General features: G+C 40.6%; 20 protein-coding genes and 1 tRNA gene. 5 read left to right on the top strand and 16 right to left on the bottom strand.

Annotated features, from left to right (window positions below; translation table 11 throughout):
* Positions 1 to 23: 23 nt before the first annotated feature.
* The 14 genes from FKG96_RS09880 to FKG96_RS09825 all read right to left on the bottom strand — a co-directional run bounded on the left by FKG96_RS09880 (position 24) and on the right by FKG96_RS09825 (position 7,021).
* A complete protein-coding gene (locus FKG96_RS09880) occupies positions 24 to 1,223 on the bottom strand; it encodes a DNA cytosine methyltransferase (RefSeq protein ID WP_149105416.1) in 1,200 nt (399 codons plus the stop codon).
* Between the two features lie 158 nt (positions 1,224 to 1,381).
* The gene (locus tag FKG96_RS09875) at positions 1,382 to 1,801 is read right to left on the bottom strand and encodes a hypothetical protein (protein WP_149105415.1); all 420 of its coding nucleotides are present in this window, start codon (positions 1,799 to 1,801) and stop codon (positions 1,382 to 1,384) included.
* A complete protein-coding gene (locus FKG96_RS09870) occupies positions 1,794 to 2,279 on the bottom strand; it encodes a hypothetical protein (RefSeq protein ID WP_149105414.1) in 486 nt (161 codons plus the stop codon). The genes FKG96_RS09875 and FKG96_RS09870 overlap by 8 nt, the downstream gene beginning before the upstream one ends.
* A 19-nt stretch (positions 2,280 to 2,298) precedes the next feature.
* Positions 2,299 to 2,469 carry a hypothetical protein gene (locus tag FKG96_RS26730; RefSeq protein WP_168204548.1) on the bottom strand — a complete coding sequence of 57 codons (171 nt, stop codon included), beginning with the start codon at positions 2,467 to 2,469 and terminating at the stop codon, positions 2,299 to 2,301.
* Positions 2,466 to 2,723 carry a hypothetical protein gene (locus FKG96_RS09865; RefSeq protein ID WP_149105413.1) on the bottom strand — a complete coding sequence of 86 codons (258 nt, stop codon included), beginning with the start codon at positions 2,721 to 2,723 and terminating at the stop codon, positions 2,466 to 2,468. The genes FKG96_RS26730 and FKG96_RS09865 overlap by 4 nt, the downstream gene beginning before the upstream one ends.
* On the bottom strand, positions 2,702 to 2,899 hold the full coding sequence (locus FKG96_RS09860) for a hypothetical protein (protein ID WP_149105412.1): 198 nt from the start codon (positions 2,897 to 2,899) through the stop codon (positions 2,702 to 2,704). The genes FKG96_RS09865 and FKG96_RS09860 overlap by 22 nt, the downstream gene beginning before the upstream one ends.
* A 14-nt stretch (positions 2,900 to 2,913) precedes the next feature.
* Positions 2,914 to 3,267, bottom strand: coding sequence for a DUF3127 domain-containing protein (locus tag FKG96_RS09855; RefSeq protein WP_149105411.1), 354 nt, complete (start codon positions 3,265 to 3,267; stop codon positions 2,914 to 2,916).
* A gap of 1 nt (position 3,268) precedes the next feature.
* Positions 3,269 to 3,748 (bottom strand): hypothetical protein, encoded by a 480-nt coding sequence (locus FKG96_RS09850; protein ID WP_149105410.1) that lies wholly within the window; start codon positions 3,746 to 3,748, stop codon positions 3,269 to 3,271.
* A gap of 17 nt (positions 3,749 to 3,765) precedes the next feature.
* Complete coding sequence (locus tag FKG96_RS09845) at positions 3,766 to 4,620, bottom strand: ATP-binding protein (protein WP_149105409.1); 855 nt, start codon at positions 4,618 to 4,620, stop codon at positions 3,766 to 3,768.
* A 3-nt stretch (positions 4,621 to 4,623) separates the two neighbouring features.
* Complete coding sequence (locus tag FKG96_RS09840) at positions 4,624 to 4,881, bottom strand: hypothetical protein (RefSeq protein ID WP_149105408.1); 258 nt, start codon at positions 4,879 to 4,881, stop codon at positions 4,624 to 4,626.
* Positions 4,882 to 5,007: 126 nt separating this feature from the next.
* Positions 5,008 to 5,268: a hypothetical protein gene (locus tag FKG96_RS09835; protein ID WP_149105407.1), complete on the bottom strand. Its 261-nt coding sequence runs from the start codon at positions 5,266 to 5,268 to the stop codon at positions 5,008 to 5,010.
* On the bottom strand, positions 5,255 to 5,380 hold the full coding sequence (locus FKG96_RS27085; protein WP_256377659.1) for a hypothetical protein: 126 nt from the start codon (positions 5,378 to 5,380) through the stop codon (positions 5,255 to 5,257). Before FKG96_RS27085 ends, FKG96_RS09835 begins: the two co-directional genes overlap by 14 nt.
* Before the next feature lie 228 nt (positions 5,381 to 5,608).
* Positions 5,609 to 6,343, bottom strand: a complete 735-nt coding sequence (locus FKG96_RS09830) for a phage antirepressor KilAC domain-containing protein (protein WP_149105406.1) — start codon at positions 6,341 to 6,343, stop codon at positions 5,609 to 5,611.
* A gap of 465 nt (positions 6,344 to 6,808) precedes the next feature.
* Positions 6,809 to 7,021 (bottom strand): response regulator transcription factor, encoded by a 213-nt coding sequence (locus tag FKG96_RS09825; protein WP_149105405.1) that lies wholly within the window; start codon positions 7,019 to 7,021, stop codon positions 6,809 to 6,811.
* Between the two features lie 140 nt (positions 7,022 to 7,161).
* Here FKG96_RS09825 and FKG96_RS09820 point away from each other — a divergent pair, with 140 nt between their 5' ends.
* The 3 genes from FKG96_RS09820 to FKG96_RS09815 are packed head-to-tail and all read left to right on the top strand — an operon-like array spanning position 7,162 to position 8,548.
* Positions 7,162 to 7,812: a S24 family peptidase gene (locus FKG96_RS09820; protein ID WP_149105404.1), complete on the top strand. Its 651-nt coding sequence runs from the start codon at positions 7,162 to 7,164 to the stop codon at positions 7,810 to 7,812.
* Between the two features lie 15 nt (positions 7,813 to 7,827).
* Positions 7,828 to 8,163 carry a hypothetical protein gene (locus FKG96_RS26725; protein ID WP_168204547.1) on the top strand — a complete coding sequence of 112 codons (336 nt, stop codon included), beginning with the start codon at positions 7,828 to 7,830 and terminating at the stop codon, positions 8,161 to 8,163.
* A 10-nt stretch (positions 8,164 to 8,173) separates the two neighbouring features.
* Positions 8,174 to 8,548 (top strand): helix-turn-helix domain-containing protein, encoded by a 375-nt coding sequence (locus FKG96_RS09815; RefSeq protein WP_168204546.1) that lies wholly within the window; start codon positions 8,174 to 8,176, stop codon positions 8,546 to 8,548.
* Here the strand turns inward: FKG96_RS09815 and FKG96_RS09810 are convergent.
* Together FKG96_RS09810 and FKG96_RS09805 are read right to left on the bottom strand one after the other, a co-directional pair.
* The gene (locus tag FKG96_RS09810) at positions 8,516 to 9,778 is read right to left on the bottom strand and encodes a site-specific integrase (protein WP_149105402.1); all 1,263 of its coding nucleotides are present in this window, start codon (positions 9,776 to 9,778) and stop codon (positions 8,516 to 8,518) included. The two genes, FKG96_RS09815 and FKG96_RS09810, sit on opposite strands and share 33 nt — an antisense overlap.
* 173 nt (positions 9,779 to 9,951) lie before the next feature.
* Positions 9,952 to 10,027, bottom strand: a tRNA-His gene (locus tag FKG96_RS09805).
* 121 nt (positions 10,028 to 10,148) lie between these two features.
* On the opposite strand from FKG96_RS09805, the gene xerD reads away from it, so the two are divergent.
* Both xerD and FKG96_RS09795 read left to right on the top strand, forming a co-directional pair.
* On the top strand, positions 10,149 to 11,045 hold the full coding sequence (gene xerD, locus FKG96_RS09800) for a site-specific tyrosine recombinase XerD (RefSeq protein ID WP_013665823.1): 897 nt from the start codon (positions 10,149 to 10,151) through the stop codon (positions 11,043 to 11,045).
* Between the two features lie 543 nt (positions 11,046 to 11,588).
* The gene (locus tag FKG96_RS09795; RefSeq protein WP_149105401.1) at positions 11,589 to 13,907 is read left to right on the top strand and encodes a TonB-dependent receptor; all 2,319 of its coding nucleotides are present in this window, start codon (positions 11,589 to 11,591) and stop codon (positions 13,905 to 13,907) included.
* The last annotated feature ends 17 nt before the right edge of the window (positions 13,908 to 13,924 follow it).

Here is a 13,924-nt window from a genome sequence, read left to right as displayed (position 1 = left end):
GGTATATTAGTAGTGTTAATTGTTTATGGGTGAGTTTCATAGTTAAAGATTAACTTTTTAGCAATCGATTCCACTACCGGGATACTTACCCCGTTGCCACATAATTTGTATCTTTTGCTGTCCGACATTTGTTTAACTATGCCTCCATACATACCAAATTTTGTCCAATCGTCTGGCAAACCCTGTAAACGCTCACACTCAACAGGTGTTAGCTTTCTAAGCTTTCCTTCGTAATTGATTATATGTTCGTTGGTAGGCGACGTGGTTAGAGTATTCATCATGCCATCAGTTCTAGGAGCTAGGTACTTTCCTCGTCTTGGCGAGAAATCATGCCCGTTTCTCTGGTTTTCCCTTCTTATTGCCTTTGCCTCATCTGTTCGCTTTTCTGTGTAGCAGTATACGGCTTGATTACATTTAGTGTCAAGCGTTTGACACACGCCCTTACCAACTCTTCCCCTTCTAGTTTTGCTATCTGGAAGAGTCATATTTATGCTGTCACCTACATTACATATTTCAAAACCTGATTTGGTAGCCGATGCTACGAGTATTTCATCGAGTTCACGTTCAATAATGTACGATCCTTGACCGAGGGCTGTCCCGTATCTTGTGGTGAGGCAACATGAAACCCCTGATTGTCCTTGTACTTTATAATCCTGCTCGCTGCCTTCTCCGATAGGAAATACTTTTCGTCCACCTTGTCCTCTAAGATGTCCGACAAAGTAAAGCCGCTCTCTATTTTGGGGTAAAAACCAACGTGTATTAAGAAGCTGCATTTCAATGTCGTATTGTGGACAATTTTCATTAAGGTAGGCGAGTACTTCAAGGCTTTCAATGATATCAATTCCTTTGTTGACAGAGAGCAGCCCGAGTACGTTTTCAGCAATGAAATACCTAGGTTTGAAATTGTTGAGGATTTTAACCGACTCAAACAATAAGCCGCTTCGTGTACCTGCTCGCTGTCCTTTGCGTTTTCCAGCAATGCTGTTATCCTGGCAAGGCCATCCGAAAGTAAAGAGGTCGATGTCCCTGACAATTCCTCCTTCGCAAATAGTGTCAATTGATCCTGCATAAATACTGTCTTTGAAATTGTATGAATAATTGGCTATGGCGTGTTTGTCTATTTCTGAGTAGTAAACATTATCGAATAAGAAGCCCGCTCGCTCCAGTCCCAAATGAAAACCGCCATAGCCTGAAAACCCGTCGAGATAATTGATCGGTTGCATGTATCACCCTCCCATCATTTTAACCGCCAGAACCACAACCCCACTGAACAGTATCAGCCCTAAAGCCAGTAATACATAAGTGACAATAGTCTGCTTAGTGCTGAGAGGATACATAGGACATCCGTCCTCGTCGTAGCCTAATATTTTAGTTTTCATGATTAATCCTCCAGTTTAGTTGATTCTACTGCGAGGCCTCGGTCGATTAAACCGAAGACGTCGAAGTGCCATGAAATTAATTGAGTTACTACACAATACCCTTCCATAATGTTGTTCATATTAACCTCTACTTCTAAATTTTCACTGACCTCAATCAAGAACAGGTTATACAGTCTTAGGAATGGATTGAATTTTAATCCATCTATAACAATATCATTTTTCAAACTTGACAAAGGCCGTAGGATGGGTTTGAACATCCAAATGTGTTCACTATCCTTATAATCGATACCTATTTTAATTGTATAGTAATCGTCAATGTCTACAAGGTTTCTAATAATTCCAACTTCGCCAGTGTGAATGTATTGAACCTTCAACCCATACGGAAGATAAGGCGCTATGTGCTTTAGTTCTAGCTTATCCATGGCTGGCCTCCCTAAGTTTTATCCAACCATAATTAATTAGGTCTTCAACTGATAACCCCATCCAAGTTAAGGCATAGCCTTTTGATCGGAGGTAATCAAAACTTTCACCTGTAAATGGTTGTATAGGATCTCCAGTATAGTTTCGTGAAAAGAAGTCGTCATATATAGTTGTTCTATGCTTAAAACCATTATTTAAAGCATCATAATAAACAGTAATTTGATTAGATTCTTTTATCACTTTTGTACCTAAGTCTAAATTCCAAACCCATCTTGTTAATATTTGCGCTAACTCAATAGCATCATCGTCAGTTATCTGCGATATATGGGTGAGTTCTAGGTGATAATTTTGGGCGCGAATAATATTCAGGCAATAACCATTAACTGTATTCCACATATCACTGCCACTCAGTACAGGTTGCATATAATAAAGACCAAAGAACCGAGCTTTGTTCTCGGGTGTGTTTTCAATTTTATTCATTTTCCTTTAATCTTTTGGTTTACAATTCCTCTACCTCTTCTCGGGTAGGGGCTATATCATACTGAGCAACTATATAACCAGGTCTATCCTTTAGTAGATCCTTGGCCTTCTTGTCAGCATCGAACGGGTTTTCAACGGTGATACGGACGATATCAGTCCGTATCAACACGACATCTACTTCGTAGCTCATGATATTTCCTCCCTGTGTACTACCATGAAACTTCTCATAACGGCAAGATCACCGCTCAGTTTGACCATTAATGGGAGGTTATTAAGAAATATAACCTTACGAGCTGTTTCTATGCCTTTATCGAGGTCGTTTACCCGTACCTCAACTCCGTTCTTTCTGTGCTTTATAGTACCGTATCCGAACTTTTGTTCGAAAACAGATATAGGGCACGGGGTAGTCTTAACCCCATACTCTACGGCGTAATCTCTTTCCATCTGTTAAGCTTTAATTTCTGTTCTACTTCTGTTTCTTTTGCTCCGAATACACCTTCACGACCTGCAACGAACTTGAAGTACAGGAACCAGTCTTTGCCCTGTTTAGCTCGATGAGTATATCTGAAATGGATATTATCTAGGTACGTGAAGGTGTAGGTTTTGGTGGGGTTGATCAATCCTATTTGTTAGGTCAAAAGGGCAACCCATCATCATCCGATGGCGAACTGCCCAAGTCGAACGGTTCCGGAGTCGGAGCACTTCCGGACGATAACTTATCCACACGCCATGCCACTAATGAGTTAAAGTAAGTAGTAACCCCGTCCTTATTAGTCCAAGGTCTTCCTCTAAGGTTGAAGCTTACCTTTATCGAATCGCCTACACTCAGGCTATCGAATATGTTCACACGATCCTGTGTAGCTTCAAATTTGATGTATTCTTCAAATTGCGGGTTTTCCGCATACTTTACGATCAGATCACGCTTCTTAAACGAATCTGTTACTTGCTGTGTTGGTTCAACTATGTGAACGATACCGGTTATTTCCATGTTATTTTATTGATAGTTTTAAACCTAGCTTACCCCCTCGGATAGGAGGCTTAATCTCCATTACCTCACCTGTTTCATCGTTTATCATGGTAACAGGCTTGGTAATTGTTTTAAGTGTATTTTCTCTCTCTTTAAGGAGTCTACTGTAAGTATCAACTTTAGCCTTTAGGTCCTCCCAAACAGTGTCTCCACAAACGGTAAAATCGTATGACACACCAGTCTCAGCCTGAGTTATATCTACGTTGAACTTACGATACACTTCACCTTTGCCTAGTTTTACGTGATCCTCGGCAATAGGCCTGACAGCCTTTTCTAGCTGTCCAAACAGCTCCTGACCTTTCTTGGCTATAACCAGTGCATTGATAGCATCGTACTGGCCGTCAACTACTACGCTAGTCGCATTATGAACTATACTGGCCATGTATGACTTGTTCAGGTTTAGAAGAGAGGAAACTCCAAGTTCCCTATCTTCTACTTTCATTATTTCCGATGTTTCCATTATGCGGCTGCTTCTTCAAGTTTTTCAGGTAATTTAGATTTCAACTCAGTGGTAAGGGCTGCATACTTCCTCTGGTCGTCTACACTAAGCGCCTTAAAAGCTATTCCGAGCTCTACTGTTGTTTTACATGATTTTAGACGGTCTTCAATAGATAGCACAGGCTCCTTACCACTTTCGCACCACTTTAAAATCTTATCTCCTGTTTCCTTTGTCACGATGAATGGGTCTACGCCTTCAAAAAGTTCTGTTCTATCCTTGGATACAATTGCCGTGTGAGTTTCTCTATCAATGTTGAATGATAGGGTAAGTTCATATTCCCATCCCTCTCTTTGTATCTCCTTCATTCCTACCTTTTTTACCTTTTTGTCATCACCCATAACCGTTTCGGTTTTTGACCTTGCGCATGCAATCACGTGACACTTGGATTGCAGTATGGCATTTACGAACTTATCATGTCTAGGTGTCGTTTCATTCCAGGCAGACCATGAGTTACCCTTATACTTTGCTCTAGCTAGGCTTTCATTTATTTCTAAACACCCTCCGACTCCCGACCATTCGTGAGAGCTTGAGTCTATTATAATAACCTCCATTCCTGCGTTTTCACATGCCTTTATGGCTTCTATGTATCGCTCAGGGCTAAATGGCGCAGATAAAGGCAGTACGTTATACTCTCCTAAATGTTCGTACAGATCAGCTGATCCTTCTTCTGTGTCTATCACCACTACTTTAGACCAGTCCCCTTTTGCGAGACCGCAAGCTATAAGTAGAGCCGACATGGTCTTACCTGATCCTGATGGACCTGCTAGTCCTAGGCGTATCTTGGACTTTCTTCGTTCTGCTTTTCTTACTTCCATATCTTACTTACTTAATTGAATGATTAATGCCAATAATGCTGTGCCGAACATGATGTATCCAATGATCATGTTTGCCCTGCGTTCTTTATTGCAGTCCTGCGCTCTCTTGATGCGCCTCTCGGCCTGACGTGCTGCAAGGTGTGTATAGTTCTTACGTGCCCTGTCGATCTCCGTTTCATCGAACAGGGCGTTCAATACTCCGTTTGTCCATAAGTGACCGTCTCTGTCGATCACTGTACGGGATAAGTCTTTAGTTTGCATATTATAGTGTCTATTATGTTTACAATTTGTTTCGATGCCTTATTGGCTTTAACTGAGCTTTTGATGAACGATCTGTAAGCCCTGTCAAGTGATGATCGCTTATTCATAATATTCTTTATAGAATAATTATCCAACATTTAATACCATGGCGGCAGCTTTCAGCTCAGATACATTTATTCGAATGGTGGATGTATTGTACCCGTCCTTTACAGGATTGATCAACCCTTCTTCTATCATCCTCTTTATTGTACCTTTACCATATTGCTTCTCCGCTTTGTTCTTGCTTACGAAGTTCTTCGACAATCCTGCTTCAGTCAACGCTAACTGAGCGCCCATGTAAGCCGCTTCTTGAAGCGACTTAATAAATAGTGCTCTAGTAATCTCCATCTTCTGACGCCTCCAAATCGTCAAGTTCTCCGTCGTAATCTTCCTCTATTCCGTCATAATCCTCGATTATTCCGTGAGGTGTTTGAATCAACCTTATTATTTCTCGCGCCATTATTTGACCCTCCATATGATTGCACCCCCGGTTATATCTTTCGTCACGTTCTTAGTTGTCTGAAACAATTTTACGCCCTTAGTGTTGAAATGAAGAGACGCATAATGTGACCACTGATTTCTATCTTTTTCCATGATCGGTATATGCTGACCGACCTCCAATCTGTCAAGAGCTTCGATTATTATCTGTTTCTTACTCTTTACTACAGGTAGTTCTAATGTTTTCATATCAATTTACTAATCTGCTTACTTCTTTAAATGTTGGGATTGATTTGGCCTCAGTGAATCTTTGTAACGGTTTAACTTTATTCATTATGAAGGCCCTTCCATACTCAGTCCACTTCATTATTCGTATCGTAAACCCGTTTTTAACTTCTGTTTTAAGTTCTGAAAGTCCTTTGTCTTGATACTTCTTATAAAGAACCCACACTCCATCACATTTATACTGTATCCCTTCTTTATGTAGAAACTGATTCAACTGTTCAGCCGTCATCCCAAGCTCCTTTGCTATAACAGTTGTAGTGAATACAGATTTACTGCCTATAACCCTATCAGCAAAGTCTGCTTTCGGAATAGTAATTGCCAACTGTTTTTGTTGCTGCTCTATCCTATCATTTAGGATCATCATGGCTTGCTGTATTAATTGGTCTCCGCTCGGCATAGTTAACTGTCTAGCCATTCGTTCACATTCTATAAAATACTGTCGCGCCTGTTTGCCTTTTTCTGAACGCTGCAACATTGATATTTCTTTTGCTGTGTCTATTGTGAGAATGTAGTCATAGTTAAAGCCTTGATTATCAGTACTCATTTTTGAGTAATCGACTCCTTCAATAAAACCATATTTAAACATTCTTGGTATCCAGTCATTGAACCTTGTTTCAACTTCTAAAAATGAATGTAATTCCCTTGCGCTGACAACCTCGTTACCGTGAGTGTCTTTTGTTATTTTTATTAATTGTTCCATAAATACTTTTTTTATTGGTTTAGCGGAGGCCACGGGTTCGAACCGTTAAAGCCTAACCTACCTCCTAATTCAGCCCCTGTAAACCCTCTATTTACGGGGGCCGAAAGATCAAGTGTATGCTCATCGAGCATCTATTAAAGAACTAACCGTCTTTTCAGGACGACTAAACTGTCTTCTTTTGAGGTACGGCAGTAACCCTCACCGATACACTTACTATACTGACTATTCAGTGATACGGAACCGTAACGAACCGAAACATTTACCGTCGTGCTGGTCAATGCTCCAATCCGTGCCTAATAAGTTGACAACATATCGATAGCGTGCAGTCAGTGTGGACGTGATATGCGTTTTTGTCTTCTGTTCGACAAACAAGATGTCAATGAACTATCGTATCGTGATTATTCGCTTATCGGATTTGGCCCCATTCGCTCGGCCTCCTGTATATACCATATGACAGGTCTATGGTCAGATAACACCTTTCTTTGCAGCCCACACTGCTAGTTCAGCCTTATTAGCTTTACGTAGCTTCGTCCGAATGTTGAACATGTGACGCCTTATGGTATTAGGAGATCTGAATAATTTTTCTGCTATTAGTTTCTCTGGTAGTTGTATATGGAGTAATACCTCCAGCTCTGCTTTTGTCAATGTTTCTTCATGTGTTGATGTGTTGCTTTTCATTTTGGTAGTTTTATGCTATGTGTGAATAGTCATTGTTTTTGTATCTTTGTTTTGCGTTTGAATTACAATACAAATGTAAAACACATTTATCATTTTGACAAGTCATATTGTAGAATTATTTATCATTTAGACATAACACTTTGATAATCAACGGAAAAAAATTACGAGTAGCAATTAAATCTCTTGACCTGACCCAGGAGGAAGCAGCTAAAAGACTGGGTGTTACACGTCAAACAGTTGTTAATTGGATTTCTAGAGCAGAGCTTGATAGCAATATTTTACAAATTGTAAAGTCAAATCTTGGAATTGACTTATCGGATGGTACCGTAGATATTGTTTCACCTTCGGAAGATATTGTCACAGTAAGACGTAACATACGAAAGAAACAAGCCCTTATCCCGTTTTACAATGCCGACTTTATGGCCGGTAATGCGGAAGCTTTTTATGAGGACGGAACAATATATCCAGAATACTATATTGATGTTCCCGAGTTTTATGGATGCACTGCATTTCGAGCATACAGCGACAGCATGGAGAAAAAGATAAAATCTGGCTCTATATTATTTGGGATAAAACTTGATGATTGGTATAGTCACTTAGAATATGGTCAGATTTATGGAATAACATGTAACGACGGGAGAAGGTATTTGAAGTATATCAGAAAGTCGGAACAGGAGGATAGGTTTTTCCTGCTAAAAAGCGAAAACCCTAATTATGACGATTTCAAATTACCTAAGGAAAAAATAAAAAATATTTGGCTTATTGAAGGATGGTTAGATAAAAGAACTTAATTTGAACCTAAATATATGAATACAAAACTACTAATAGCTATTTTAGCCATACTAATTCTATCATGCGAAAAGGAACGTTCAGCGTATATAAGCGTTTCTTATGAGGTCACCTCACATTCTGACAGCTCTTTTAATGTAAAGCTACAACAGGTAAATTTGGATTTGGGTAATGTTTTCAACGAACAAATATTATCATCAGAAGGGAAGACAAAAACTGAATTTTGGGTATTTAGAAGAGCGCCTATCCTTGTAACAAATAGTGATGAGTCAGAAGTCAATATTAGAATGGTTTACGAGAATACAACTACAGACACTATTTTACCTAAGAAGTTTCAAGGATACCTACCATAAAACAAGTAAAATGTCAACACCAGAAGAATTAATCGACGTTGAGGTATGCAAAAACATAGCTACCATTCAAAAAGAATCCGGATTAAACCAGACTGACTTTGCTGCAAAATGCAAGGTGTCTCAGAAAACAATCAATCATGTTATAAACATGAAGCAGAATGCCAGGATCGACCTGATAAAGGCAATTGTAAAGGAGTTTGGTGTATCTTCACAGTGGCTGTTATTCACAAAAGGCCAGAAATACAAGAAAGACGAGCCGAAGACTAGCATACTGAGTGATTTAACAGAGCTTAAAACCCATGTATTAGCCCTAGAAAAGCACAGGAAATTCACGGACAATCTCATCAAGAAGTTATATGCCGAGGTTAGAGGACAGCAGGCATAATACGCCTGCCTGCACCTCGTCTATAATAGTCCAGTCCTTGCTTATGTACGGATCGGTTGTTGAGGTTGACCTGTCATAGTGATTTAAGGCAAGGGCTACGTCATCTTTTGAGAACCTGCACGTGTTCCTTGCCAAATCACCAAACTTGCGTCTAGCGTCGTATGGCTTTTCTCCTGGGCACAGCGTCCTCATTCCTGCGTTAAGAGCCTTGTTAAAACCTTTCTCATCGCAATATCGTTTTTTAAGCTTCCCTTTCCATTTTTCTATGATCGGCCAAGCTAGATCTGGTATGTTTATGCTAATGAATGCATTGTCTTTACGCCTCCCCTTTGTCTTCGATCGCTCGTATTCTGCCCTTCCCTCAAAGTCGCAGTCCAGATGGTATATATCCGCTCCGTTCATTCCGCAGAGATAAAAAGAAAGCAGGTACATGTCCTTCGCAAGCTCTTCCCTAGAGCCGGGAATTGCCATTGAATAACCTATCTTTAGCACATTGAGAACGTCCGCTTTCACCTTTCGCCTTTCGGGAGGGTTCACAATCTTATACTTTTCGAACGGGTTATTGCGAATTCGCACTATACCAAGTGATTTTTCGTTGAATCGCCTCTCCGCCTCATAGAATAATATCCTGAAATCACGGAAAGTAGTATGAATACCCGCATCGTCCAGCCCTTTCCGTATAGTGGTGACAAATCTCCCATGATTTACCCTAGTCTGCGACCTTTCACGCCTCAGGTAGGATTCGAACCTTATCATAAATTCATACGTAAGTTCATCCGTATAAAGCTCGTTACATCCAACGAAGTCTGCAAGATTATTTACAACAGTCTGAATGGTACTTGCAGACGACTTACGGCCATTGTTCTTAAGCTCCTGTACATATGTTTTTCCGAATTTGATTATGTTAACAGGGCCGCTATCCGTTTGCTTCTCTTCCCTCTCAAGCTTCGACTTCAATTCATCTATCTCAAGGAACGGAAGGTCTTCGGACAAGGAAAGAAGTTTCTCGTCCAGTTTTCTCTGCAACTCGGAAACCTTTTGTCTTATCACACTGTCAGTGATGTCGTACTCCTTCTTCTTTCCCCTTATCTTTTTTATCTGCGAAGACCTGACTAGAATGTTTGTATCTATCCTCTTTCTTTCCCGCTTGTGGTAAAGCACAAACTTAACTTCAGATACTCCCTTGCTGTTTGTAACAAAAACTTTCGGTGTGAGTGTAGTGGTAGCCATGTGTCCTGAAAAAATAGTTACACAATGGTAACACAAATTAGACAAATCCGCAAAATAATTTTACTATTTTTTTTAGTATTAGCTAAAAGTGTTAGTACAATAAATAATTTAAATCACGGTGTATCGCATAAAAAAAGCCCTCTAGATAATCTAAAGGGCTTTTTATTATTTTCGGGTGGAATATGGGGCTCGAACCCACGACCTCCTGAACCACAATCAGGCGCTCTAACCAACTGAGCTAAAACCACCGTTTTTAGTGAGGCAAAGATATATAATAAACCAACACAGCGCAAATATTTTTATCATTTTTTGTGCTTTTGTTTTTCTTAACTTAGCCCGAAATCGTTCTATTGAATAGAGGAAAAACAAAATGGATTGGGAATCAGCAATTAAGGATTTTAAGCAATATCTAAGGTTAGAGCGTTCACTCGCAAAAAATTCGATAGAAGCTTATTTGCATGATGTAGAGAAGTTACGCCAGCACGCACTTTATAGTCATAAAAAGGATCCCAATGCGATCCTCACGCAAGATATTCGTGATTTCCTGGAATGGATTTATTCGCTTGGAATGTCTGCACACTCGCAGGCACGGGTCTTATCCGGCATCAAAACCTTTTATCATTATTTAACGTTGGAAGGAGCTATGGAGCACAACCCAGCAGCCTTAATAGAAGCACCGCGCTTGGGCAGGAAACTGCCCGATACATTGAGTATTGTGGAAATTGATGCGCTTATAGGTGCTATCGACCTTTCGACACCGGAAGGGCTACGCAATAAGGCGATGTTAGAGGTGCTCTACAGCTGCGGATTACGGGTTAGCGAGCTTGTCAATTTAAAGATTTCTAATCTGTTCTTGGAGATTGAGTTTATTCGCGTAACCGGAAAAGGCAACAAAGAACGGCTCATCCCCATTGGACATTCAGCTATCAAACATTTACAGATTTATCTGCAACATACAAGGAAAGAGGGGCCGCAAAAACCAGGAATGGAAGATTATGTGTTTTTGAACAGAAGAGGCTCTCCCCTTTCCCGTGTAATGGTGTTCCTTATTATCAAAGAATTGGCGATAAAAGTTGGCTTGAAAAAAACCATCAGCCCACATACCTTCCGTCATTCTTTCGCAACACATCTCATAGAGGGTGGAGCTGATTTACGTGCTGTACAGGATATGCTTGGACATGAAAGCATCAGTACTACGGAAATTTACACCCATTTAGATCGGGACTACCTTCGCTCGGTAATGATCGAATTTCACCCTCGTGCCTAGATAATGTTATTCGAACTTGCAATATAGCTGCATTTATGCTACTTTTGCAGTAAATGGTAGAAGGATTGTCATTAAAAAGCATCTATAGGCTAATTGCGCTTTGCTTGCTTGTAACAATAGGTTACATACAAGGCGTGCAATTAATACATGCTTACCATCATAATGACAATACAAAGCAAACAAGCCATACCTCCTTTCAAGTTAAAAAGGAAATCAATTGTAAGATATGTGATTACCTACATGTCAAACAAGGCCAACAGTTGCCAGGTCAGCTTTTCACGTTAAGTGAAGTATATAGGAGCAAACCTATACTGATTCAACGTTTGGATCTAGCTATACCATTTGAGATTCCCCTATCCAGCTATTTCAATAAAGGGCCACCATTGGCCTAATCAGCTCTTCTCTTAGCAAAAGCAAAGCCATTATAATGCTGATTTTTCCTGTAAAAAGAAGCAAATGCGTTTGTATAAGCTAAATGTATTGGAGCAATTCTTTGTCTCTTGCTTTTGATCACATCAAAACAAGCTAAAACCTTTCATATTCATGTTTATTAAAAAGCAGTTTACCTGGTTGCTTTTGCTTTTATGTAGTCATATAGGCTACGCGCAAAACAATGATTGCAATTTTATGATTAACGGACGTCTCATCGATTCGGACACACAATTACCACTTGCTGGCGCTACGGTTCGCATCATGCCGGCCAATAGAACTGTAAAGACCGATGGCCATGGCTTTTATAGGCTTTCTTCGCTTTGTGAAGGCACCTATACACTTAGCTTCGAAAGCTTAGGCTTTGAAAAGACAAGTAGGACGCTGAACATAACAAAGAATGAAACCCTTCATATCGCCTTAAAGCATGGTGACATAGTACTCCACGACGTCGAGGTTGTTGGGCACCAAAACAATCTGAAAACTACATCCGTCGTAAATTCGCTTACTCAGCAGCAGTTAAGGGAAAGCAAAGGCGGTGTGCTTGCGGAAGTGCTCAAGGAGATCCCAGGTGTGACTATGTTGCAAACCGGAGCTACGATAGCGAAACCCGTTATCCATGGGATGCACAGCAACCGCATCCTGATGCTTAATAACGGCATCAGGCAAGAGGGACAGCAATGGGGAAATGAGCATGCACCCGAAATAGATCCTTTCGTTGCCAAGAATATCCGCGTTATCAAGGGAGCCGAATCAGTTCGTTATGGTGCAGAGGCTATTGGAGGCGTTATCATTGTTGAGCCTCCGACCTTACCGATAAACCCGGAAATTCATGGAGAAATTGATGTGGTAGGACAAAGTAACGGTCGCGGTGGCATCACATCGGCTATGTTAAATGGTGGTCTAAAAAAAATACCGGGCTTTAGCTGGCGCGCACAGGGTAGTTTTAAGAGACTTGGTGACATCAAATCGGCTGATTATTATCTTAATAATACCGGTGTTAAAGAAATTAACTATTCAGCGTCTCTAGGATATAAGACAAGTTCGACACAGTTCGAGGCTTATTATAGTCATTTCGAGACAGAATTAGGTATTTTCAACGGTTCACATATAGGAAGCGTGGAAGATCTGCAATCGCGTATTGAAAATGGCAAACCGTTCATTACCTATCCTTTCTCGCACACCATAGAGGCTCCGCGGCAAGAGATTAAGCACGACCTACTGAAGCTAAAAGCCCACCGGGATTTCACAAACGGTGCCCAAATGGACATCCAATATGGATTGCAAAGGAACTTGCGTAAAGAGTACGACATTCGGCGAGGCGGACGCACGGGCATTCCGTCGCTCGATCTGGAACTTACTTCTCAGAATTTGGATATCACCTACGACCACCTAAAAGAAAACGGCTTACGAAGTATTATCGGTGTTAATCTGGCGATGCAAGTAAATAACAACATCCCGGGCACTTTCGCTACCCCCTTGATTCCGAATTATGATAGTTATAATGCAGGGCTATTTATAATAGAAAGGTGGGTAAAGCCAACGTACGAAATAGAAGCGGGCATACGCTATGATTACAAATATTTCGATGCGGCGGGTTATCGTCTAGACTCAATCTACTACGCCGGTACGCGAACCTTCCATAATTTTTCAGGCTCACTGGGAGCTACCTGGCATGTTCATAAGAGCTTAGATGTACAATCCAATATCGGCCTAGCCTGGCGGCCACCATCGGTAAGTGAACTGTTTAGCTATGGATTACATCATGGAACTGCAGCGGTTGAAATTGGCAACGATCAATTCAAGAGTGAACAGGGTTTAAAATGGATGAATGCCGTAAAATTTCAATTACCAGACTTTGATCTTGAATTAGACGCTTATGCCCATTATATAAAAAATTACATCTACTTACAGTCTACCGGCGAATTTTGGGAGAGCTTAAGAGGGGCTTTCCCTGTTTTTCACTACAAACAAACGAATGCCCTCTTTTGGGGGCTTGATTTAACTGGCAGCTATCAGTTGACCGAAAACTTCCGCTATACAATCAAGGGCTCGCTTGTCAGAGCAAAAGACACTCGTCGGAAGAACTATTTACCCTGGATACCTTCTGACCGAGTAGAAAATGCCCTGCGATGGACGAAATCCCGCCAAAAGCGACATCTCAATAATACATTTATACAAGTGCAACATCAATTTGTGACTCGGCAAAGTCGGTACGAACCAAATACGGATTTTGCACCGCCACCTCCTGCTTATGGTTTATTGAATGTAATGGGAGGCCTTGGCTTTCGCTTCAACCAACAGGATTTGAATTTTCAACTAGGTATAAACAATTTGCTCAATAAGGAATACAAAGAATACATGAACCGATTTCGGTACTACGCACATGATATGGGACGGAATGTCACCTTGAAGCTAAACTACATTTTTTAATTTTTAATTTTTAATCT

This window comes from Olivibacter sp. LS-1, assembly GCF_008245145.1.
Lineage (GTDB): Bacteria > Bacteroidota > Bacteroidia > Sphingobacteriales > Sphingobacteriaceae > Olivibacter > Olivibacter oleidegradans.
Note: the sequence above shows the minus strand (reverse complement) of the source record. Positions and strands in the feature narration are given on the sequence as shown.